Below are 22,422 nucleotides of genomic sequence, written 5' to 3'. Positions count from 1 at the left end.
ATTTTTCAATTAGGTCCACCCGTTCATCTGCACTAACTGGAGTACAGGGTAAGTGTCCTTTGGGCAATCACTGGCCAATCCAGCCGCTCCAACGCTTTGACAAAACCACTGCCTTCCTGAAACTCCGATTGTTTTAATCGGATCATATTCATCGCTTTAAGCAATCCATCCGGATCAGAAGGTTCGTAGAGTACCGCACAATCTTCGGGCAGGTATTCCTCCAACAAGCCAATCCGTGGTGCCACCACCGGTTTACAGAAGGTCAATGCCAGAATCGCACTGCCTGAAGTCGCAATTTGCTTGTATGGAAGAATGATCGAATCGACTGCATCAAAATAGTCCGAATATTCATCATCTTCGATGAAATGAAAATGGGTATGAATATGTCCGCTCTTGAGAAATTCATCTCCAAGGTCATAATCCTTTACCTTTTTGCCGGCAATCAACAGATGGGCTTGTTCGGAATCCAGATCCTTGAATGCCTCCAGCAAATCATCCACGCCTTTGTAAGGCGACACCTGACCGAAGAAAGCATACACATAACTATCCTCCGGGATGCCAAACCGGGAGCGGATATTCACGCCTTTTCCCTGATACACTCCCTTGTAATGTCCATGCGGAATAACCTCGATCCGGCTGGAATCAATCCCGAATGTCGAACAGATCTCAGAGATCAAGGGTTTACCCATGACAATCAGCTTGGAGCAATTTTGGACCAGTATTTTTCTCATCCAATAATCGAACCGCGTCTTACCGCTGTTGTGAGGCCAGATGTTATGCACTGTCCAGAACAATTTGGCCCCGCGCAACCGTGCAAAACAAATCATCAATACATACAGAATGGACTTGATCACTGTTGTCAGTACGGATGAACCTCTGTAATAAAAGCTGGGCCAATGAAAATGCAGCACATCATTTTTTTTCAGTTTGAGTAGATCTCTTTTGGTAAACTGTTTCACTTCCCATCCCTTGTTCTCAATGGAATCGGATAACAGCTCATTGAATTTATTGTTCTCAATCATCTTGGGCAGCATATACACCGTCGGATTTTCCATCCAGACACCTCTTACTTTAGTTTCATTCGCACAGGTTCCTCTGTATACGTTCCAACTGCGCGCCTTGCATGAAATCTCATTAGAAATCCTTGCATCATAATTTTGGTATTACGCTTGAGCAGCACCCAATCTTTCCACCAAGGGTACAGCGACAGTGCTTTTTTCAAATAAACGTTATTGCGAAGTGTATTTCTCGACCATTCGAGCATTCGATAATGGTGTAACTGACGGCGCTTCTGTTCCTTGGACATGTCATTGTAGTATTTCAAAATAATCTTACGTTGGCCCTTGTACTTGGCCGTTGTAGAGGTTGAAATTCGTGGACCACTATGGATGTTGATATCCACCAGCGGTTCTTTCACATTCACGGCGATGTAGCCTCGTTTCAATATACGAAGATAAAAGTCGTAATCCTGAGCGGATGTCAGATTTTCATCGAATCGAACTTCACGGGCCAGTGAGGTAAGTACCATGATTTTGGACGTTTCCCCAATCCAGTTGAATGTAAGCAGATCCTCATACCGAATAACATCGCGAGGTTCCACCGACAATTTCCGTTTGACCACCTGATGCTGCTCATTCGTGTATGCGAGATACTTGCTGCAAAAGGTGAATGATTCCTTTGTTCGTTCCAGCACTTCCGCCTGGGTTTTTATTTTGTCAGGTAGCCATTCATCATCATCATCCAGGAAGGCAATGTACTTGCCATTGGCTTGGGATATCCCTACATTCCGTGCATGGTTGGCTCCTTTGGGATATGGAACCCGGATGTACCGAATCCGTGAATCTTCCCGGGTCCAAGCCTGACAGATCTCTGGCGTCTGATCTTCTGAACCATCATCCACAATGAAAATCTCCAGATACGGATGTGTTTGCTCACGTACACTTCTCAACGCATTTTTCAATAAATCGGCCCGGTTATGGGTCGTAATGATGCAAGATACCAAGGGGTTCATTTCATCACCTTTTCCTGTTCACTAGGATACCTTCACTTGAAGTGCATCATATATTCCTGATAATCTGCCCACGAGAAGATTCATATCGAACTTATCCGATATAATCTCTCTGTTATGTGAACCCATTCTTGCTCTAACCTCTTCATCCGTGATGAGATATTCCAGCGCTGATATCAGCCCGTGCACATCTCCCGGCTCGATTAACAGCCCATTATGACCGGATGTAATCACTTCGGGGATGCCTCCGACGGTGGTCGATATAATGGGCAAGCCACAATTCATTGCTTCAAGTATGGCCATAGGTAATCCCTCATGATAAGAAGGCAGGACCAGTAGATCCGCTTCCCGCATCAGCTTTTCCTTTTGCTCTCCGTTAATCCAGCCGAGTACATTGACACGATCCTCTATTCCATACTGCTGCACGATTGCTTTGACTTCTTCGACTTCGCCATCCCCTGCCAGATTAAAGGTAGCTGTAACGCCCAGCGCCTTCAATTGCTGAATGGACTGAAGCAGATCGTAGACTCCTTTACGCTCACCGAGTCTACCCATGAAGAGAGCATTAACGGCTGTTTGTTGTTCTCTCACAAATGGTTCTTTGACAAAGACCCCGTTATAAAGAACCTCAATCGCTGTCTCCGGCACAATCGTAGCAAAGTATTCTTTCCACGTCTGGGACAAGACAATCAACTTATCTGCCTGATTCAGAATGTAGTGACAATACTTACGCTGCAGAGCAAATTGGTTGTAGAAATCATCAAAGCTGGCCGCATGAATATGCAGAATGACTGACTTTCGAAACAACTTTCGTGCGGTTAGCAGAAATAGAGACTTCCGATAAAAGCTCCCGTTGTTTGCCATATGAATATGCACGATATCCGGCTTAAACGTATACAGCTTCATCCAGAATTGAATGAATCCCCGTATAAAAATAAGCAGCCGTGAGAACACGCTGCCCGTGATATACGTTTCGACCCGCTGCATGGCATACATTTCCGAGATGGAGGAATCCTCAATATTTTTGATGACACTCACAATTCCACCCATATCCTTCAAGGATGATCCAACAACCAATACTTTTGGTTTCATGATAGACTCCTTTTTTTCATGGTTAATCTTCATACCTCTTACAGACTGTTCACGTAATTTTTAATGGATGAGATCAGATCAGACTGTTTTCTCACATAAGGCTGGAACGTCAGCTCCTCTATGCACGGAACCAGTTTTTGCAATTCATCCTGACTCTCCGCGACGGCCACATAGCCGTTATCCTGAAAAACCTTGGAGATTTCAAGCTGATGGTCATCCACATGCTCGCCCCATTCTTTCCGGCGTGGAATGACAATAACCGGCTTGCCACGTTCAAGACAATTTGTGATGGAACCCACACCCGCATGAGAAATAATGCATCTGCTGCGCTCCACATATTCATTCATCTCTTCCTGGGTAAGGAAAGGAATCACAGTGAAATTTCGGGGCTGAACCTCGGTATATCCGGATTGGGCAATAACCTCTTCTTCAATAATTCCTGCCTCAATCGCCTCATCAATAAGCTCAAACATCCGATTGAAGGGAAAACGCTGGGTTCCAACGATAGCAAATATCAAAATAAAGCCCCCCTGTATTTTGCATTGGGATAGCTATCCTGCAACGTTTCCCATTGGATGAAGAACTCATCCGAGATTTTGTACATCAATCTCCCGGTTGCGCTGGAGGAATAGATTTTGGCATAACTTTCGATATAAATCAGCTTGGCACCGAAGATTTTACCAATGAGGCAAAAAGGATAGGTAGCTCCTGCCCCTGTTGTAATGATCACCTTTGGACGCTCACGCAGATATAGAAAGAACGACTTGATAATATTAGCCACAAAGATTAGCAAGAACATCGCATTCTTCCGCTCTTGCTGCATTAAGAAGTATACTTTGCCCTGAGACGATTCTACTTTTCTGCTTTTATTTTTCTCGGTAATCAGGAAATAATCATGTTCTTCAACCGCAGGAATAATTTTGGTTAATTCATCAAAATGACCGCCTGTAGAACTGATCAAACAGACCTTCATGTTCTAATCTCCTTTGAAAAGGATACGTCCTTGGCTCGCTGTATCTGTATATCCACTTCTGCTTCAGCCCCTAACTTGGAATGAACTCCATTTCCCGTAGCATATAACGCGTTCAGGAAGATACAGAATGGAGCAATCAGATGAACCGTGGACAGGGTATTGTCAAAAAAGGAATAGGTCAGGAAACCGATAATCATACCGGCAAAATACAACCGGATCATGCCGCCCAATCGGAAGTACACAGCCCGAAACACCAGCAGCAGCGATAGAAACAACAGGATGGCTCCAACTAAACCGCCATCGTAATAAAAACGAATGTATTCATTATGCGGAACAACGAATCCAGAAAAAATACTTCCATCATTCGCTACAAGTGTTGAGCCGAGTCCACGTCCAAATATCGGATACTCATTTGCTTTGCCAATAAAATAATTCCAGGCTACATCCCTTCCCGACAGGCCTTTGCTCTCTGACCTCATCTCATAATTGTCCCACTGCGCAATCACCATATAGGCCACAGCAACAACGAACAGAATGAGAGGAATAATGGCACTGACTCTGCCTTTGATGAAGGCTTTCAGTTGATCAAAAAGATAGACCAGAATAATCGGAATAAGCGCAATAAGTGGCCCCCTTGTTCCCGTCTGGACCAGAATGACCAGATGTGTCAAGGTAAGCATGTAATACAGAACAACCTGATGGCCTTGCTTGATCTGAATCAGACAGACACAGATCGAGATAAAACACAACATGGCCAGATGCGCGGCGATGTTAGCTCCCTGTAACCGGGTTACTCCCGACATCTCCAGGTTAGTAATGGACAATATGCCGGCGAGTTGCAGAATATAACCACCAGCAAGACTGAACAGCGGCAACCATGCGAGTACCCGTATAATTCGTTGACTGATCTCTCTTGAAAAGTGGGGCATCAGCAACAAAAAAGGAACAATGACTCCCAGAAAAGCCTTGAATGGATCGAGCGGACTAACTTTACTTGGCAGATCCGATAGAAAATAACTCTCCACAAATAAAAAACCAATCGCCAGTGCAGGATAGATCAACTCTTTGCGAATACCAAAGCGTAAAAAAAGAGAGACGACAAAACCCAGAATCGCCAGCTTGTAGAAGGACAGCGAATCCAGTCCTGCCAGATGAATGCTAAATATCTTATCAATGGACAATGAAAAACTGACGATGAGAATCATAAAAATCCAGCTGGGCTGTTTAATATAAACGCCCAGCAGAATCACAGCTATGAGTGCAACAACCGAGACTAGTGGAAGATAGATTGCTGCGAAGACAATTACCAGCGAAAAAAGAATGATATTAAACGACTTCATATTTAATGCAGCAAGTATACCGGTCTTTTGCATATCTGCTATGCCACCTTAAAGCCAGAATCGTGTTTCAAAACGCATCCTTCGAACCTACCAGCACCTTGAACGTTCTGAAGATAATTTTGATATCCACCATCATGCTGCGCTCACGGGCATACGTCAGATCCAGCTCCACCATTTCCTCAAAACCAACACTATTTCGACCGCTGACTTGCCATAATCCCGTACATCCCGGAATCATCTGAAGACGTTGTCTGTCATAGGAAGTGTAGTTCTTCACTTCTCTGGGCAGAGCCGGTCTGGGTCCAACGAGACTCATCTCTCCTCTGAACACGTTCCACAACTGTGGCAACTCATCCAGACTGGTTTTCCGAATGAACTTGCCAATCCGGGTAATGCGGGGATCATTTTTCATTTTGAACATATTCCCGTTCACTTCATTCTGATCAATCAGCTGTTCCAGCAGATCTTCTGCATTCGCAACCATGGACCTGAATTTGTACATGTGGAACTCTTTTCCATTCTGTCCGACCCGTACCTGACGAAAAAAAACAGACCCCTGCGGGGCCTCGATTTTGATCAGTAATCCGATGACCGCAAACAAGGGGCACAAAATGATCAAACCTATGAAAGAACCCAGCAAATCGAGCATTCTTTTCATAAATAGATACACTTTATCCGCATTTTGTCCTGACATCGTTGATGCATTGTACCCCAGACTTGGGTCCATAACGATCTCCGCTTCCTTCGTTTGGGGAGATGGACTCATTCAAACTCCCCCCCGGCTACATGTTCTACCGACTCTTTTTCCAGAATCTGTTGCAGAGCTTGCAGCATTGGAATTCTAAGTTCCTGTTTTTGCAGAGCGAAGTCGATGGTTGTCAAAATGAATCCCAGTTTCTCGCCCACGTCATAACGTACTCCCTCGAAATCGTAAGCATACACTCCTTGTGTCTCATTTAAACGCTGAATCGCATCTGTTAATTGAATCTCTCCCCCTTGACCAATCTCTTGTTGCTCCAGATGTTCGAAAATCTCTGGACTCAGTACATATCTCCCCATAATCGCCAGGTTGGAAGGCGCTGTGCCTTGGGCAGGTTTCTCTACGAACCTGAGAACCTCTGTCAAACGGCCATCCGATTGAAGCGGGTCTACAATGCCGTATCTGTCTGTTTGTTCAGCAAGTACGGTTTGTACGCCAACAATGGAATGTTGAACCTGATCATATTGATCAATCAATTGTTTGGTGCATGGAACTTCCGATACGACGATGTCATCTCCGAGCAACACGGCAAAAGGTTCGTCACCGATAAAGTTACGTGCACACCAGACAGCATGACCAAGTCCTTTGGCCTCTTTTTGTCTTATGTAGTGGATATCCACGTTAGAGGATTTGCGAACCTCTTCAAGCAGGCCCAGCTTCCCTTTTTCCAGCAAGTTATGTTCCAATTCAAAAGCGTTGTCGAAATGATCTTCAATTGCCCGCTTCCCTTTACCGGTTACGATGATGATGTCTTCGATTCCAGAGGCAATGGCTTCCTCAACGATATACTGTATAGTTGGTTTGTCCACAATAGGGAGCATTTCTTTGGGCATCGCTTTTGTGGCTGGCAAAAATCGTGTACCTAGTCCAGCTGCAGGAATGATTGCTTTTCTCACTTTTTTCATAAATACCACCCTATCCTCTTTTTTTTTAGTTTGATAAAAGTTGAACCAGGGCATCTAACCCGTCCTCACGTCATACCTTCGACGATTAACGTCTAAGGTTCATTGAACCCACAGCATGACCGAGTGCCTACAGTGATAAAGGTGCAGTAGACATTACCTGTTTGCTTGGGAGCATTGGATGAAAGGTTTACTTCTCTCCGTAGCCCACCGGTACTGCAACGTTTTTGATATTGTTCAGAATTGCGCCCAAGATCCGTGCATTCACATGTTCCAGAGCAGCCTTGGTCTTCTTCACCAGTTCCTTCTTGACCTTGCCCGAGTTCACGACCAGCAGCACACCATCACACAGCGAACTCACAATGAGTGCATCCGTTACCGCGAGCACCGGCGGTGTATCAAACATGATGACATCATATTGATCCTCTAACTTCTCAATCAGCCTTTTCATCCGGTTGGAACCGATCATCTCGGAAGGGTTCGGCGGAATTGGGCCAGAAGTGAATAATTGGAGATTGTCGATGTAGCTCTCTCTAAGCACTTCTTCCACACTGTACTGATTAGACAGCACACTACTAAGACCGATATGATTCGGTACGGAAAACACCTGATGCAAGGAAGGATTACGCAGATCCGCATCGATCAGCAGAACTTTTTTGCCTTCCTGGGCATAGGTTACCGCCAGGTTGCTAATGGTTGTGGTCTTGCCTTCGCCGGATTCAGCGGAAGCTACCATGATTTTTTTGATATGACTGTCGATTGAGGAGAACTGGATGTTCGTCCGTAATTTACGGTATCCCTCCGAGATTTGAGATTTGGAGTTGAAATAGGTCACCAGACTGTTATTTTCATTGGTTAGCCGCGACATATTTGCCATCCCCCACTTTCTGTTGAGATACGTAATTTTTCGTATTTTTCAGATCATCTTTTTTCATTTTGGATATCACTGTAAGCACAGGCAGGCCCAGCTCTTTTTCAAGTTCAGTTTCGGATTTGAATGTGTCATCCAGATAATCCATCAGGAATACGAGTGCAATCGCGAGCACAAGACCTGCAAACAGACTGACAATGATGCTTAATGTGGTTTTCATATTGATTGGAGATGCGTTACTATCCACTTTTGCTTCACTGAGGATAGCCACATTATCGATTTTCATGATCAGGGGGATTTGAGATTGGAACACGTTGGAGATGGCATTGACCGTTTTTGCGGCTTTTTCGTAGGTAGTCCCTTGTACAGTTATGCTCATCACTTGGGATTCGCTGGCTGTAGAGACGGAGGTGCTATTCATGAGCTGAGCAGAGGTTAAGCCCAGGTCTGGATACGTGGTAGCGACTTTATCCATAATGGCGGAAGATTTAATAATTTCTCTGTAAGAGTTAATGAGTTTGATATTGGTTTGAATCATGCTGAAGTCCATCATCGCTTGGCCTTGAACGTTAGAGGTCTGGTTCACGATCAATTTGGAACTTGCCTCATAGATGGGCTGGGTGAAGAAAATGCTTTTGACCCCTGCACCCACACCGGCTATCAAAGCAATTGCAACAATCAACCACAGTTTCTTTTGTAAGAGTCGAAAATATCCTTTCAGTTCCACTTTCATTCCTCCTATACGTTGTGATCTATCCTATGTAACTACCAGATGGACAGTAGCCATTTGCGAGGTTTCCAGCGTTCTGTGACCAGACACGAATTCGATAGAATGTGCGACGCATTCTCTGCCAGCCTCTTAACGGCTTCAGCTCCAAATCGACGCTCGATGACCCGCTCTCCTTCACTTATGGCAAATGTCCTTGTGCACGTATCATGTGCATCTGATGAAATGAAATGAAACCCGTTTTCTTTGCAAAAATGGAAACACCACTGCCGAACTTTCCGTCCGAAAAGCCCAGTGAAAGATTGAGCTGTGAGCTGACATAGTCCGCCTTGACTCAAGTAATCAGCCAACAACTTTGGCTTCTTCAAAATGACACGATTGCGTTCCGGATGAGCAATAATAGGGGTAATTCCCGCTATTCGTAATTCATGCAGTATCCTGGGGAACTGTGAGGGAATATGACCAAAGGGAAGTTCCAACAACATGTAACGACTTCCGGCGAGTGTGCAGCACTTTCCTGCATATAAGTCTCCAATCAGGTTGTCATGCACCCTGATCTCCTGTCCGGGACGGATCTCCAGGCGAATGTTGCGATTGCGAAGTTCTGCGTGAAGCAGGTTCACGGCCTGATTGACCACCATCGGTTCATTGTTGTATTGCCCGTTCAGGTGATGCGGAGTAGCAATAATGGAGGTAATTCCTGAGGCTGCCGCCTTCTCAGCCATTGCAATGGACTGCTCCATTCGAACAGGACCATCATCTAGGCCGGATAATATGTGGCAGTGCATTTCAACCATATCCAAACTTCCTGAAATAGTATGAGCCCCCTCGCCCCTTTATTCATTGCGCAAATGCTTTTGGTGTTAAAGAACTAATGCATAACGCTATGAAATATAGTAAAATGGCGTTAAGTACATGTTTTGTTCAGAAAATGTTAAGAATCGACTTGGAATTATATGGTGAAATCAATGTAATGATAGGGTTCCTGCAGAGCCTTTTGTTCTGTTGCCTTTTCATACTGAAAACGGGAAACCGCGGGAAACTGAACTTCAGTAAGCATTGTGTTTAACTGTCCAGTTATATATAGTTTCTGTTCGTGCTGAATATGCAAGTTCGAATGATACATTGTGAGCTCACCGAAGGGCTGTTTCCATTGCAACCTTGCGTGAAGTCGTACACATACATGTTGATCTTCAACATCCAAACCAATGAGCATTTCTGATGATACCGGCAAGTTCAGGTCGCTCAGGAAGGTGATTGCTTGAGTGTCCATTCCAAGTAACAGAACAGGGCGTCTTTTGCGGTCTACCATTTTCCCATGAAACTCCTGAATGTACATATGGACATTTAATTTCATATCAGCCCATTCCTGAATTATTGAATACATGGTTTCATTCCTTTAGAATGGATTAGCCAACTGGACTGCCTCCACTTCCTTCTCACAGGTATATGGTCCAGGCAACAAGGAGATACTTAAATTATTCCAAATGATACATTTTGTAACTCCATACGTCCAATTTACGATACAATACGTATCATGTCAAGCGGTATTTGGACATGGTTCTTTTGATTTACGACAATTTGAGATGTCCTTAGACAGACCTATTTACAAATGGGAATGGGTTAAAGGAAACACATGAGGAGTTACTCTTTTGCAGGAAAGCTGCCCTGATCAAACACTTGGCTCAGGATTGTTTCAATATATATTTGATGTCGTTCAGGGGGAAATAGCTTATGAGCTACGGAAATCGCATTGCTGAATTACGGGAACAGCGGGGACTTACTCAAGAAGAACTTGCGAGCTCCATTCATATTACCAGAGCTGCTCTCTCCCACTACGAGAAGAACCGTCGCAAACCGGATTTCGAAGTGTTAACGAGACTTGCTGACATCTTTGAGGTGTCTATTGATTATCTTATAGGACGTACAAAGCAAAGCGATGTCGTGATGGATGAGGACGTACGCGAATTCGTTGATACCTTGGAGTTATCGGATAAGGAAGTGTTGGAACGCTTCGATCTGATGATTGATGGGAAGTCCTTAACAGAAGAAGAGGCACGTCGTTTTATTGCGTTTGTCCGAATGGAACGCAGCATGGACTAAACCCGAAAGAGGACCCAGTTCCCGAGAGATAACCTCTCTGGCTTCTGGGCTTTTTTGTGTTTTAATTCCCTTCCATTCCCTGTTTGTCTATTGTGTCAAGGACGCTTGTTGTTGACGGAGGATACGAAATGGTTCCAACGCTCCGGGTCGATTCCGCATTGCAGTAAAACCTTCATGATGTCCATCTGGGTTGCTTCGACTTGTTTACCTGTCGGCCTACGATCGTCCCTGTTTGGATGCTTCATATTCATTCCGCTAACCTCTCTTATCTTTATACTTTCCCTGCCCTCCAAAACTAGCCTTATTATACTTGAGAAAGTTCCTCGATGTTGTCGTCTCATGGCGATAACGTTTTTTGAAGGGGTTCTAATTTTGTCGAAAGCAAAATAGGAGCAATATGGTGCCGGAATGGCAACCATATTGCTCCTATTATTCTTAATACAACCTGTTCATGCACTTCCACCTTTGAACATGGAAGTTATTAACCTCCAGCACGTGCAAGTTCACGCATATTCGCTTCAAACGCTGCAAGCAGCGCCGCTTCTCCTGTCAGACCTGTTGCCTGAATCCGTTCGATCTGTTCTGTCATCCGCTTGAAGTCCTTCGGAATAACCCGAACGAACTGATTCAGTGCATCTTGCCAGTTATCCAGAACGCGCTGGCCGACAGCACTTCCTGTATTGGCAACATGACGTTGAATCATGCCTCGCAGATCTGCACTTTCGGCCACATCTTCGATACGCTCCAAAAGAACCATTTCCAGATTACAACGTTTCAGGAATGTGCCTTCCGGATCATACACATAGGCAATACCTCCGGACATCCCTGCTGCAAAGTTACGACCTGTATCGCCCAGTACAACGACACGTCCACCTGTCATATACTCACAACCATGGTCGCCTACACCTTCAACGACTACTTTGGCGCCCGAGTTACGTACAGCAAATCGCTCACCCGCAATACCACGGATGTACGCTTCACCGCTTGTTGCTCCGTAGAGAGCCGTGTTACCGATAATGATGTTATCTTCCGCCTCAAACGTTGCTTTCGGGGAAGGCATCACGATCAGTTTACCTCCGGACAATCCTTTACCTACGTAGTCATTGGAATCCCCTTCAACGGTCAAGGTCATACCTTTAGGTACAAAGGCCCCAAAGCTTTGTCCGGCAGAGCCTACAAATTTGAATTTAACCGTATCTTCAGGCAATCCTGCGAGTCCATATTTGCGTGTGATCTCACTACCCAAAATGGTACCTACTGCACGGTTAACGTTTGTAATTGGAAGCACCGCTTCAACCGGTTGACCGGATTCAATAGCAGACTGTGCCAGTGGCAGCAATTGTTGCATATCCAGCGTTTCTTCCAATTGGTGATTCTGATGCTGTGTGCGGTAACGTGCAGAGCCTTCCGGCATTTCAGGCACGTGCAGCAATACAGACAGATCCACACCTTTTTTCTTCCAGTGATCTACGGCTTCTACCGTTTCGAGGCAATCTGTACGTCCGACCATCTCCTGAATCGTACGGAAACCAAGATCAGCCATGATCTCACGCACATCTTCAGCAACAAATCGCATGAAGTTAACCACATGAGCCGGATCACCCATATAATTTTTACGCAATTCCGGATTCTGTGTTGCTACACCAACCGGACAGGTATCCATTTGACAGACACGCATCATGATACAGCCAAGTGCAACGAGCGGTGCTGTAGAGAAACCATACTCTTCTGCTCCAAGCAAGGCTGCAATCGCCAAGTCACGGCCGTTAAGCATTTTGCCGTCTGTTTCGAGGACAACACGGTCACGCAGATTGTTCAGCATCAACGTTTGATGTGTCTCTGCAAGACCTAGTTCCCAAGGCATACCTGCGTGGCGAATCGAACCTTGCGGTGATGCACCTGTACCACCGTCATAACCGCTGACAAGGATAATATCGGCACGACCTTTGGCTACACCAGCTGCAATGGTACCCACGCCCACTTCCGATACAAGCTTCACGTTAATCTCAGCACGCGGATTGGCATTTTTCAAGTCATAGATCAACTCTGCCAGATCCTCGATCGAGTAGATATCGTGATGCGGTGGTGGCGAGATCAGACCTACACCTGGTGTTGAACCACGGACTTCAGCAACCCAAGGATACACTTTACGTCCTGGCAGCTGTCCGCCTTCACCTGGTTTAGCTCCCTGAGCCATTTTAATCTGAATCTCGTCGGCATTAACCAAGTAGTTGGATGTAACACCAAAACGTCCGGATGCTACCTGTTTAATCGCACTGCGGCGGGAATCCCCGTTGCTATCTTTAATGAAGCGAGCCGGATCTTCTCCACCTTCACCGGTATTGGATTTACCTCCAACACGGTTCATAGCAATGGCAAGATCCTCATGCGCCTCTTTACTGATCGAACCAAAGGACATTGCACCTGTTTTGAAACGACGCATGATATCTTCTACGGATTCAACTTCTTCGAGTGGAATGGAAGCTCCCACCGGTTTCAGTTTCAGCATGGAGCGAATGGTCAACAATTGATCATTCTCACCTTGTACAAGTTTGGAATATTTTTTATACAGCTTGTAATCCCCGGTGCGTACTGCATGTTGCAGGGTATGAATGGTTTGCGGATTGAACAGATGCTCTTCTCCGTCGTTACGCCATTGATAATCCCCACCGGAATCCAATACTTTATCGTTACCGTCTTTTTCCGTAAAGGCACGGTTATGATGTGTCAACGCTTCGGCTGCCACTTCTTCCAACCCAATTCCACCGATACGGGAAGGTGTCCAGGTAAAGTAACGGTCAACGAAGTCTGATTTCAGACCTACCGCTTCGAAGATTTGAGCTCCACGATACGATTGAATCGTAGAAATCCCCATTTTGGACAACACTTTAGTAACGCCTTTGGTAGCTGCTTTAATGTAGTTTTTCACTGCTTTCTCATGCGAGATGCCACGCAGCAACCCTTGCTGAATCATGTCATCCAGCGTTTCAAAGGCCAGATAAGGGTTCACCGCACTTACACCGTAACCCAGCAGCAACGCGTAGTGGTGAATATCACGCGGTTCTGCCGATTCAAGCATAATGCTGACTTTGGTTCTGGTTCCCTGGCGAATCAGATGGTGATGCAGACCTGCTACAGCAAGCAATGCAGGAATGGCAGCATTCTCTGCGTCCACACCGCGGTCAGACAGAATCAGAATGTTATGACCTTTATCGATGACACGGTCTGCAGCTTCGAAGAGCAAATCCATCGCTTTGCGAAGTCCTTCTGCTCCTTCCGCAGCGGTGAAGAAGATTGGAATCGTCATGGAGCGGAACCCTGGGCGACGCACATGGCGAATCTTCGCAAAGTCTTCATTGGACAATACCGGTGTATCCAGACGGATCTGGCGACAACTCTCCGGTTCAGGGTTCAGCAAGTTGCGCTCAGGACCAATGGTTGTTGCCGTAGACGTTACAATCTCTTCACGGATTGCATCGATTGGCGGGTTGGTTACCTGGGCGAACATCTGTTTAAAGTAGTTGTACAGACGCTGCGGACGATCCGACAGCACAGCCAGCGGTGCATCATAACCCATCGAACCCGTAGCTTCCATACCTGTTGTTGCCATGGGCTCCAGGATTTTACGCAGTTCTTCAAATGTATAACCATATGCCAGCTGAAGCTGGGTCACGTTATCATGTTTTGGATCAGGAAGTTCCGGTGCTTCCGGCAACTCGCTCAGATCCATTAAATGCTCATCAAGCCAATCCTGATACGGATTCTCGGCTGCAATGATTGCTTTTACTTCCTCATCCGCGATGATGCGGCCTTCTTGTGTATCCACAAGCAACATCCGACCTGGACGCAGACGATCTTTGTACAGGATCTCTTCCGGCGCGATATCAAGTACCCCAACTTCGGAGGACAGGATAATACGGTCATCCTTGGTTACATAATAGCGAGCTGGACGCAATCCATTACGGTCAAGTGTTGCACCAATTTGCAAACCATCTGTGAAGGCCATTGCTGCTGGTCCATCCCAAGGCTCCATCATTGTGCTGTGATATTCATAAAATGCTTTTTTGGCAGGGTCCATGCCCTCATCTGTGCTCCAAGGTTCAGGAACCATCATCATCGCCACGTGTGGCAGGGAACGACCACTCAGATACAGGAACTCCAGCGTGTTATCAAACATGGCTGTATCCGAACCGTCCGGATTGATAACCGGTTTTACTTTCGCGATGTCGTTACCAAACAACTCGCTCTCAAACAAGGACTGTCTAGCATGCATCCAGTTCACGTTACCACGCATCGTGTTGATCTCACCGTTGTGGATCATGAAGCGATACGGGTGGGCACGTTCCCAGCTTGGGAAGGTGTTAGTACTGAAACGGGAATGCACAAGTCCAATGGCCGATTCCACGAGTTCTTCCTGCAGATCCAGATAGAACCCGCCAACTTGTTCAGTTGTCAGCATGCCTTTATATACAATTTTGCGACAAGACATGCTCGGAAGGTAGAACGAACCACCTTCTGCTTCATCTGCCGAATAACGAATAGCCAGCTCAGCGCGTCTGCGAATAACATACAACTTACGCTCGAATCCAAGCTCATCCTTCACATCTGCGGATCTTCCAATAAACACCTGACGTACATAAGGTTTCGCTGCAAGCGCAGAACGGCCAAGCATTTCATCAAAAGTAGGAACATCCCGGAAACCCAGGAACGTCTGACCTTCTTCTTCAATAATCTTCTTGAGGCTCTCTTCATGCGCACTGCGAATGGCAGGGTCTTGGGAAAGGAACAACATACCTACGCCATAGAATCCCTGTTCAGGCAATGCAAAACCAAGGCGTTTCGCTTCCTCTGCAAAAAAGCGATGTGGAATCTGAATCAGGATACCTGCTCCGTCACCGGAATTCGGCTCACTTCCCTGTCCTCCACGGTGCTCCATGTTACTGAGCATGGTCAGTGCCTGACTAACGATATCGTGTGAAGGTACTCCTTTGATGTTGGCAACAAAACCCATTCCGCATGCGTCTTTTTCGAACTGTGGGTCATACAGACCCTGTTTTGGAGGTAATCCGATGTGTCTCATGGAACGCAACCTTTCTATAATGAAGTATTTCGGAAAGATCAAGAACATAGGCAACAGGCAACAATGAAACGGGAGGAGCTGGCCTTTCGCTTGCGATAGAGCCTGCTAGATAGAAGAGGTGACAGCATGAGACTGTCAAAAATAATGCCTGCTATTGGGCAGAAGCCATTGTAATGAGATGAGCTGATCCGGACGATCCGGCAAACAGCCTGTATAAATCAACACGCAGCCGCTGGCACGGCTACTGAAATGGAGCGACGTTTTTTTGATATAGTTCTATTATTTTAACACCGACCTAACATCAGCGCAATTTAAACTTTTTAATACCTCTGATAAGAAATGTTTTGCAGTACAGCTTTACAGTAGTGACGTTTAAATTCATCTCTTTTTCGAATAATTATACACTTTTTAAGCCAGAGTACAACTGAATTAAATTGCTGACAGAAGAAAATCGTTCCATGTGCAGCCTATGTTTATCCATAATTCCACCAAATTTTCACTGCTTAAGCCAGCGAAACTTTACTTCTCTATGCATTTGTATACAAAATAGCCTGCAACCCCTTTTTGGGGTCACAGGCTATTTGCACTATTTGACTACTATATTGCATAATTTCACTACAAGAAAATAAAGTTTTTCTCAAAAATATGTCCCTGCTGAAGATCAGGTTCGACTTATGCCGTCACAACTTGACCAGAATCAGCCTGTTCGACTTCTTTTTTCGGACGTCTGCCATTCCAGAGGAAGTAAGCAAGCGTCAGCAGAATGGATACCCCTGCATAGATGCTAAGAATACCTGCCTGATGCCACATCACATCCAGATTACCACTCGATACCACGGCTTTGAAGCCCATAATGCTGTGTGTCATTGGCAACCAAGGGCTAAATGCCTGAAGCCATGATGGAATCAGTTCTACCGGGAAGGTTCCTGCACTAGCCGCAAGCTGGAAGACCAGCAGCAGAATGACAACATAACGTCCAGGCAGATCCAGCCAGGTTACAAGTGCTTGAACAATCAACATGAAGGTCAGCCCCGTAATAATGGTAAACAGGTAGAACAGCCCTACGCTGTGTGTCTCCAGTCCAAGACCATATAACATGAAACTTGCCACAATAACCGATTGGAAAATGCTCACGGACCCAAATACCAATGTCCGGCTGACAAAACGATTCCAGCCTGTTGCACCAGGTACGGACGTTTCCCGCATTTTCAATACAATCGTGGAAATCAACGATCCCACAAACAAACCGATCGACAGGAAGAACGGTGTCAATCCTGTACCATAATTGCTCACGTTCTCTGCTGTGTTCTCCGAGGAGTTCACCGGTTCAGCGAACATGTTCACTACATCATCCGTTTTCTTAACTTCGGATGTTTTCTGAGCGGCGTCATTCAGCTTGGTTGCCAGTTCACTTGAGCCATCTTTTAGCTCGGTAAGACCGTCAGCCAGTTTGCCCGCGCCATCACCCAATTGCTTCGAACCATCGGTTAGTGAATTAACGCCACCACTTAGTTTACCTACACCCGTTTGCAAAGCTGTTGTCCCTGAGCCCAGCTGCTTGGCACCATCTGCAAGCAATGTACCGCCACTTGCAGCATCACCCAACTTGCCGCTGAACTGCTTCAGGCCATCGGAGAGCTGTGCTCCTCCTTGACTAAGCTGCCCGGCACCAGCCAGCAATTGTTGCTGACCATCCACTAACTGGTTCGCACCAGCCAGAAGTTGCTCCTGACCTCCATGAAGCTCGGCTGCACCCGCAGCCAGTTGCTGGTTACCCTGATGCAGCTGATCTGCACCCTGCGCCAACTTCTGCTCGCTCTCATGCAGTTGTGCACTGCCATCAGCAACAGCTTCACTTGCCGCAAGCAGTTTCTGTACATCTGCATTTTCGGCCAGTTCCGGATTTGATGCAGCAAGCTGTTTCAATCCGGCGGCTACACCCTGTGCACCATCAGCAACCTTGGAACTGCCATCTACTGCCGATTGTAGGCCTGTTGCCAGTGTACCGCTGCCCTGAACGGCACTTTGCAGACCATCCGACAGCTTCGCACTGCCCTGTTCTGACGATTTCAGGCCAGCCTGCAACTTACTTGTGCCATCCAGTGAAGACTGGAGTCCGGTTTCCAACTTGGCGCTGCCATCCTTCAACTGATCTGCTCCGCTCTGAAGCTGGCTCGAAGCAGCTGCCTGAAGCTGTTGCAGACCGGATACAAGATTCGATGTTCCACTTTCAAGCTTGGTTGCCCCTGTATGCAGCGCGTTAACACCATCACTTAATGGAGAAAGTCCTTCCTGAAGTTCAAGCGTTCCTGATGCAAGCTTCGCCAGATTATCCTTGAGCTTAACAGCACCATCATCCAGTTTGCCTGCGCCGGTATTCAGTTCACCAGCCCCATCACCTGCCTCAGCCAAGCCATCGGATACTTCGGAGAACTTGTCGAGCAATGTCTCTGCATAGGATTCAGTTACTTTGGCGGAAACTTTTGCTTTCAGGTCCTTAATAGCGGTCTTACCGATCTGCGCACCGACAAAGCTGTAATTGCCATTCGGTTCATAGATCAGATCAGCCGGCTCCGGCTTGTCATCGAGCAATGTTGTTGCTTGGGATGAGAAGTTCTCCGGAATCGTAATTTGCATATAATATTTGTCATTACTCATGCCTTCTTTGGCTTGACTCGCACTGACAAAGTCCCATTTGAAATCGGCATTTTTCTTCAGTTCATCCACTAGATCACTACCCACATGGAGGGATTTGCCCTCCAGCTCAGCGCCTTTATCCAGATTGACAACAGCAACCGGCATCTCATCCACATGACCATACGGGTCCCAATAGGCCGCAAGATAGATGCCACTATACAGGATCGGTATAAACATAATTGCAATAACAGGGATCAACACCTTCGGGTTTCTCACGGCCGATCCCACATCCTTGAAAAACACGGATAAAGATTTCATGTCATTTTCTCCCCTTAATCTCTCTGCTCCATGAGCAGGAATAACCATAATGAAATACAATGCGGCATTCCAGAAAACATACTGAAACACGAACTGACCACTTTCCTCAAACGGTCATTTTAGGACAAAAAAACAACCTGTCTTCCGACAAGCCTCCCTGCTTGATACGCGTGATAATCCATATATTATAGTAGATATAAATTCGGATTACGTTATAGCAGCAATTCCTTCCATTAAGAAAAGGCGAAAGTAAGTCTTGATTTCCTCTTTGCTCAGCGGTTGATGTTGTTTGCTCCAGTCTGAGGTGAGTGCAATGTACAGGCGAATCATCATAAATGCGACGACTTGCGGATCACAATCTCGAATCTCTCCATTGTCTTTTGCTTTCTCAAGCTCCTTAGCCAGAAAATCGGAGATTACTTTCTCCACCTTGTCCAAACCTTCCTTGGCCTGCAGCGTTCCAAAGTCCTTCAGCTCCTGAGATAACTTAACGAGCAGGTCGTGATCACGACGAAACTCTAACAATGCATCCAGTACCCGGAACAGATTATCGAAAAATGCACTTTCCAGATGTACTTCACGATGCGCGATGTTCTTCATTTCCTGAATCACTTCTATCAGGATCTGATCAAACAATTGTTCCTTATTGGTGAAAAACGTATAGATCGTTCCTTTGCCAACGTTCGCAATCTTGGCAACCTGATCCATCGTCGTTGCTTTGTATCCAAACATGGCAAACGACTGGGCTGCTGCATGAATAACCTGCTGTCTCCTGTCAATCGGAGCCATCGTATCCCTCCTTTAATCACATTCATGGTTCAATCGCTCTACATAAATGACCAGAAATACGATTCGGTCATTCGGTCAAAAACTACAATACCACCTTCGAAAACAGATTGCAACCCTAACATTTTAAAAATTGTGTTAATATTTTTTAACCTAAATGCAGTGGAAACTACTTCTGTCGTCGTCTATAGTGTAAGATGACTCAAATAATACGTATATATAATGAAGTTTAGGTTGTCTCATTGTATGATATATGGTGTAAATATTCATAGAAGAAACATGATTTTACGCTTCAATGTATATTCATGTAATAACGCATTCCCTAGCTAGAATAAACAATGAATATCTTCATTTTGAATTAAAACTTATGAATAAAGGTGAACTCATGCGAAAACCAAGAGTGCTCTTATTATCGGAAGGTTTCGGTACCGGTCACACTCAGGCCGCTCATGCGCTGGCACATGGCATCAAAAAAGTCAGTCCACATGTTCACAGTCGTGTCATTGAACTAGGCAAATTTTTGAACCCAACGGTAGCTCCACTAATTTTCTCTGCATATCGAAAGACACTATCGGTTCAACCCAAACTGGTCAGCCTGTTGTACCGCACACAGTACAATAAATCATTAAATGGTTTTACCAAGCTGGCGTTGCACCGAATTTTCTATACACAGACGGCACAGGTCGTATCCCAACTGAAACCCGATGCGGTCATCTGTACCCATCCTTTTCCGAATGCGGTCATTTCCCGGCTCAAACGCCAGGGTCTGAATATCCCGCTCTATACGGTCGTGACGGATTATGACGTGCACGGAACATGGATTAATCCGGAAGTGAACAAATATCTGGTCTCTACCCCTCAGGTCAAAGCATTGCTTGAGATTCGGGGCGTCGATCCCTCCCATATTCAGATCACGGGAATCCCTGTGCATCCAGACTTCTGGGAAGCAGGAGATAAGGTGAAGCTACGGGAAGAGATGGGGCTTCAGAACATGCCTACGGCGCTGCTTATGGGTGGTGGATGGGGACTTTCGTTTGATGAGGACCATATGAAAGCTCTCACGTCCTGGGCAGATCGTGTTCAATTGGTCTTTTGTCTAGGAAGCAATGAAAAAATGATCGCAAAAATGAAGGAAATGCCTTGCTTCCAGCATCCGAATATTCGTATTCTGGGATATACACGGGAAGTAAGCAAACTGATGGATGTATCCGATGTGCTGATTACGAAGCCAGGTGGCATGACATGCACCGAAGCACTGGCCAAGGGTCTACCGATGTTGTTCATTCCTCCGATTGCAGGTCAAGAGGAAGAGAACTGTGAATACTTTGTACAAGCCGGATACGGCCAGGTCATTCATTCTGCCGACGTGATCACCAATCGTTTCAGACAACTAGTTGAGCAGGTATCTACTCAAACTGAAAGCCCGCTGAACGTAGCACATATTTCAGGTAATCAGTCGGCCTATGATCCGAAGTGCTGTGCTCAAGCTGTTCATAACTTATTGTTCCCGACTACAGCCGAAGTCACAACAACCTCCGTGGAGCGCTTCACAGCCGGAATTGCTGCCACGTCCTTGTCAGGTACCAGAATACCATTCTGACGCCTCTAGGGGCCTATAGAACAGCTCTCACGAGGTGTTATAGGGCACAAGACAATTACTCAAGATATACAAAGAAGGTTCCCTTCCGAATTTTTGGAAGGGAACCTTCTTTTATTTTCACTAATTCCACCGTATGATTTGGCAGAAAAAAGGGTAATTTAGAGTATAACGATATTTTAAAATAACGAAATAAAACTACGATTCAGGCTTTTTCAAGGGCCGTGTGATGCCCACACAGTTAACTACCCTGCCTGTTTGCAGAATTTACGGGTCGATTACTTGTAAAAAGTATGATGACCGATCGTTTTTACTTTTTTCTGCGAGCGGGCAACTGTCAGATCGTCGGCAAGCGTCAATGATAAGAAATAATACGTATCATCGGCGACTTCCTTCTTCCCGTTCAACGCAGCATTCACTGCTTTGATGCTGTCCTCGTTAGGAACCACACGTTTCATACGTCCGTTCGCTACAGGACTAAACTGGGATTTCTGATAGATGACCTTGTAAATGGTATCGGGAAAATTGGCTGACCGCAGCCGGTTTAAGACAACATTGGCAACTGCCACTTTGCCTTCGTACGGTTCACCTTCTGCTTCTGCCATGACGATTTTTTGCAGCAGATGCAGTTCTTTATCGGACACACTGTATGACCAGGTTGCGAGTTTCGAGTCTTCCTGGTTCAGAAGTTTGGTCCGTGTAAAGTATAGTTTTTGGGGGGGAGTTGTTACAGCAGCAACTTCTTTGGCACGTTTCACTTTGGCCAATTTCAGTGCAGCTTCTTTTTTGGCTTTGGCCGCAGCTACCGCTCTAGCTTTGTTCTTGGCCTTCGCTTCTTGCAGTTCCTGCTCTTCCTGAGCAGTCGTAAGCCAGTTCTTCGCTGGCAGAGATTCAGTCCACGCTACGGTTTGGGCAGACAGATTAGAGGACAGACTTGTCCCATCTTCCATCATGCGCCTCTCTTCTTGCGTAGATGTTTGGTTATTTTGCACAGAAGCCGCAAGTTCGGTCATCTGTTTACTATCACTAGCTTCATTCCACTTCCCCGTCGCCTGAACGACATTTACCCCCACTATACATACAAGCAGCACTGATAACATCGGTGCTACCCAACGATTTTTGCTTATAATGTTCATTCGAAGATTCCTCCTGTCGAAACAATTCCCTTAACTAAGTAACCCAAAAAAAAGAATTTGAATAACGTTGGCTAATATTACATAGGGATAAA

General features: G+C 45.8%; 19 protein-coding genes. 2 read left to right on the top strand and 17 right to left on the bottom strand.

What is annotated here, in order from left to right; translation table 11 throughout:
- Nucleotides 1-32 precede the first annotated feature (32 nt).
- The 12 genes from MKZ13_RS06415 to MKZ13_RS06360 form a co-directional block, all read right to left on the bottom strand.
- The gene (locus tag MKZ13_RS06415) at nucleotides 33-1,055 is read right to left on the bottom strand and encodes a glycosyltransferase (protein ID WP_221819119.1); all 1,023 of its coding nucleotides are present in this window, start codon (nucleotides 1,053-1,055) and stop codon (nucleotides 33-35) included.
- Nucleotides 1,056-1,066: 11 nt separating this feature from the next.
- Nucleotides 1,067-2,011: a glycosyltransferase family 2 protein gene (locus MKZ13_RS06410; RefSeq protein ID WP_076209610.1), complete on the bottom strand. Its 945-nt coding sequence runs from the start codon at nucleotides 2,009-2,011 to the stop codon at nucleotides 1,067-1,069.
- Nucleotides 2,012-2,032: 21 nt separating this feature from the next.
- Nucleotides 2,033-3,100, bottom strand: a complete 1,068-nt coding sequence (locus MKZ13_RS06405) for a glycosyltransferase family 4 protein (protein WP_221819117.1) — start codon at nucleotides 3,098-3,100, stop codon at nucleotides 2,033-2,035.
- A 38-nt stretch (nucleotides 3,101-3,138) separates the two neighbouring features.
- Entirely contained in the window at nucleotides 3,139-3,618 is a 480-nt protein-coding gene (gene pssE, locus MKZ13_RS06400) for a PssE/Cps14G family polysaccharide biosynthesis glycosyltransferase (protein WP_221819116.1), read from the bottom strand.
- Entirely contained in the window at nucleotides 3,615-4,073 is a 459-nt protein-coding gene (gene pssD / locus MKZ13_RS06395; RefSeq protein ID WP_036668906.1) for a PssD/Cps14F family polysaccharide biosynthesis glycosyltransferase, read from the bottom strand. The genes pssE and pssD overlap by 4 nt, the downstream gene beginning before the upstream one ends.
- On the bottom strand, nucleotides 4,070-5,446 hold the full coding sequence (locus tag MKZ13_RS06390) for an O-antigen ligase family protein (protein ID WP_339182688.1): 1,377 nt from the start codon (nucleotides 5,444-5,446) through the stop codon (nucleotides 4,070-4,072). The genes pssD and MKZ13_RS06390 overlap by 4 nt, the downstream gene beginning before the upstream one ends.
- Before the next feature lie 34 nt (nucleotides 5,447-5,480).
- The gene (locus MKZ13_RS06385) at nucleotides 5,481-6,140 is read right to left on the bottom strand and encodes a sugar transferase (RefSeq protein WP_047844154.1); all 660 of its coding nucleotides are present in this window, start codon (nucleotides 6,138-6,140) and stop codon (nucleotides 5,481-5,483) included.
- 35 nt (nucleotides 6,141-6,175) lie between these two features.
- Nucleotides 6,176-7,078: a UTP--glucose-1-phosphate uridylyltransferase GalU gene (gene galU / locus MKZ13_RS06380; RefSeq protein ID WP_036611572.1), complete on the bottom strand. Its 903-nt coding sequence runs from the start codon at nucleotides 7,076-7,078 to the stop codon at nucleotides 6,176-6,178.
- Nucleotides 7,079-7,265: 187 nt separating this feature from the next.
- A complete protein-coding gene (locus MKZ13_RS06375) occupies nucleotides 7,266-7,943 on the bottom strand; it encodes a CpsD/CapB family tyrosine-protein kinase (RefSeq protein WP_076209606.1) in 678 nt (225 codons plus the stop codon).
- The gene (locus MKZ13_RS06370; RefSeq protein WP_235193748.1) at nucleotides 7,924-8,679 is read right to left on the bottom strand and encodes a Wzz/FepE/Etk N-terminal domain-containing protein; all 756 of its coding nucleotides are present in this window, start codon (nucleotides 8,677-8,679) and stop codon (nucleotides 7,924-7,926) included. Before MKZ13_RS06370 ends, MKZ13_RS06375 begins: the two co-directional genes overlap by 20 nt.
- A gap of 32 nt (nucleotides 8,680-8,711) precedes the next feature.
- Nucleotides 8,712-9,470, bottom strand: a complete 759-nt coding sequence (locus MKZ13_RS06365; RefSeq protein WP_339182683.1) for a CpsB/CapC family capsule biosynthesis tyrosine phosphatase — start codon at nucleotides 9,468-9,470, stop codon at nucleotides 8,712-8,714.
- A 155-nt stretch (nucleotides 9,471-9,625) separates the two neighbouring features.
- The gene (locus tag MKZ13_RS06360; protein ID WP_127551237.1) at nucleotides 9,626-10,030 is read right to left on the bottom strand and encodes a hypothetical protein; all 405 of its coding nucleotides are present in this window, start codon (nucleotides 10,028-10,030) and stop codon (nucleotides 9,626-9,628) included.
- 377 nt (nucleotides 10,031-10,407) lie between these two features.
- On the opposite strand from MKZ13_RS06360, the gene MKZ13_RS06355 reads away from it, so the two are divergent.
- The gene (locus tag MKZ13_RS06355; protein WP_017690127.1) at nucleotides 10,408-10,776 is read left to right on the top strand and encodes a helix-turn-helix transcriptional regulator; all 369 of its coding nucleotides are present in this window, start codon (nucleotides 10,408-10,410) and stop codon (nucleotides 10,774-10,776) included.
- Nucleotides 10,777-10,871: 95 nt separating this feature from the next.
- On the opposite strand, the gene MKZ13_RS06350 is transcribed toward MKZ13_RS06355, so the two are convergent.
- The 4 genes from MKZ13_RS06350 to MKZ13_RS06335 all read right to left on the bottom strand — a co-directional run bounded on the left by MKZ13_RS06350 (nucleotide 10,872) and on the right by MKZ13_RS06335 (nucleotide 19,600).
- Entirely contained in the window at nucleotides 10,872-11,027 is a 156-nt protein-coding gene (locus tag MKZ13_RS06350) for a hypothetical protein (protein ID WP_017690128.1), read from the bottom strand.
- 230 nt (nucleotides 11,028-11,257) lie between these two features.
- On the bottom strand, nucleotides 11,258-15,856 hold the full coding sequence (gene gltB / locus MKZ13_RS06345) for a glutamate synthase large subunit (RefSeq protein WP_339182679.1): 4,599 nt from the start codon (nucleotides 15,854-15,856) through the stop codon (nucleotides 11,258-11,260).
- Nucleotides 15,857-16,528: 672 nt separating this feature from the next.
- Complete coding sequence (locus tag MKZ13_RS06340) at nucleotides 16,529-18,811, bottom strand: YhgE/Pip domain-containing protein (protein WP_339182677.1); 2,283 nt, start codon at nucleotides 18,809-18,811, stop codon at nucleotides 16,529-16,531.
- Between the two features lie 207 nt (nucleotides 18,812-19,018).
- A complete protein-coding gene (locus tag MKZ13_RS06335; RefSeq protein ID WP_237176596.1) occupies nucleotides 19,019-19,600 on the bottom strand; it encodes a TetR/AcrR family transcriptional regulator in 582 nt (193 codons plus the stop codon).
- A 382-nt stretch (nucleotides 19,601-19,982) separates the two neighbouring features.
- Here MKZ13_RS06335 and MKZ13_RS06330 point away from each other — a divergent pair, with 382 nt between their 5' ends.
- Nucleotides 19,983-21,197 carry a glycosyltransferase gene (locus MKZ13_RS06330; protein ID WP_221819331.1) on the top strand — a complete coding sequence of 405 codons (1,215 nt, stop codon included), beginning with the start codon at nucleotides 19,983-19,985 and terminating at the stop codon, nucleotides 21,195-21,197.
- A gap of 275 nt (nucleotides 21,198-21,472) precedes the next feature.
- Here MKZ13_RS06330 and MKZ13_RS06325 read toward each other — a convergent pair whose 3' ends face one another.
- On the bottom strand, nucleotides 21,473-22,330 hold the full coding sequence (locus tag MKZ13_RS06325) for a cell wall hydrolase (RefSeq protein ID WP_091033869.1): 858 nt from the start codon (nucleotides 22,328-22,330) through the stop codon (nucleotides 21,473-21,475).
- Nucleotides 22,331-22,422: the final 92 nt, after the last annotated feature.

This window comes from Paenibacillus sp. FSL R5-0701 (assembly GCF_037973995.1).
Lineage (GTDB): Bacteria > Bacillota > Bacilli > Paenibacillales > Paenibacillaceae > Paenibacillus.
Note: the sequence above shows the minus strand (reverse complement) of the source record. Positions and strands in the feature narration are given on the sequence as shown.

Coding starts and splice junctions, on each gene's coding strand:
- MKZ13_RS06415 (WP_221819119.1), bottom strand. CDS start 1,055: ATGGAAAATCCGACGGTGTATATGCTGCCCAAGATGATTGAGAACAAT.
- MKZ13_RS06410 (WP_076209610.1), bottom strand. CDS start 2,011: ATGAACCCCTTGGTATCTTGCATCATTACGACCCATAACCGGGCCGAT.
- MKZ13_RS06405 (WP_221819117.1), bottom strand. CDS start 3,100: ATGAAACCAAAAGTATTGGTTGTTGGATCATCCTTGAAGGATATGGGT.
- pssD (WP_036668906.1), bottom strand. CDS start 4,073: ATGAAGGTCTGTTTGATCAGTTCTACAGGCGGTCATTTTGATGAATTA.
- MKZ13_RS06390 (WP_339182688.1), bottom strand. CDS start 5,446: ATGCAAAAGACCGGTATACTTGCTGCATTAAATATGAAGTCGTTTAAT.
- MKZ13_RS06385 (WP_047844154.1), bottom strand. CDS start 6,140: ATGGACCCAAGTCTGGGGTACAATGCATCAACGATGTCAGGACAAAAT.
- galU (WP_036611572.1), bottom strand. CDS start 7,078: ATGAAAAAAGTGAGAAAAGCAATCATTCCTGCAGCTGGACTAGGTACA.
- MKZ13_RS06375 (WP_076209606.1), bottom strand. CDS start 7,943: ATGTCGCGGCTAACCAATGAAAATAACAGTCTGGTGACCTATTTCAAC.
- MKZ13_RS06370 (WP_235193748.1), bottom strand. CDS start 8,679: ATGAAAGTGGAACTGAAAGGATATTTTCGACTCTTACAAAAGAAACTG.
- MKZ13_RS06365 (WP_339182683.1), bottom strand. CDS start 9,470: ATGGTTGAAATGCACTGCCACATATTATCCGGCCTAGATGATGGTCCT.
- MKZ13_RS06360 (WP_127551237.1), bottom strand. CDS start 10,030: ATGAAATTAAATGTCCATATGTACATTCAGGAGTTTCATGGGAAAATG.
- MKZ13_RS06355 (WP_017690127.1), top strand. CDS start 10,408: ATGAGCTACGGAAATCGCATTGCTGAATTACGGGAACAGCGGGGACTT.
- MKZ13_RS06350 (WP_017690128.1), bottom strand. CDS start 11,027: ATGAATATGAAGCATCCAAACAGGGACGATCGTAGGCCGACAGGTAAA.
- gltB (WP_339182679.1), bottom strand. CDS start 15,856: ATGAGACACATCGGATTACCTCCAAAACAGGGTCTGTATGACCCACAG.
- MKZ13_RS06340 (WP_339182677.1), bottom strand. CDS start 18,811: ATGAAATCTTTATCCGTGTTTTTCAAGGATGTGGGATCGGCCGTGAGA.
- MKZ13_RS06335 (WP_237176596.1), bottom strand. CDS start 19,600: ATGGCTCCGATTGACAGGAGACAGCAGGTTATTCATGCAGCAGCCCAG.
- MKZ13_RS06330 (WP_221819331.1), top strand. CDS start 19,983: ATGCGAAAACCAAGAGTGCTCTTATTATCGGAAGGTTTCGGTACCGGT.
- MKZ13_RS06325 (WP_091033869.1), bottom strand. CDS start 22,330: ATGAACATTATAAGCAAAAATCGTTGGGTAGCACCGATGTTATCAGTG.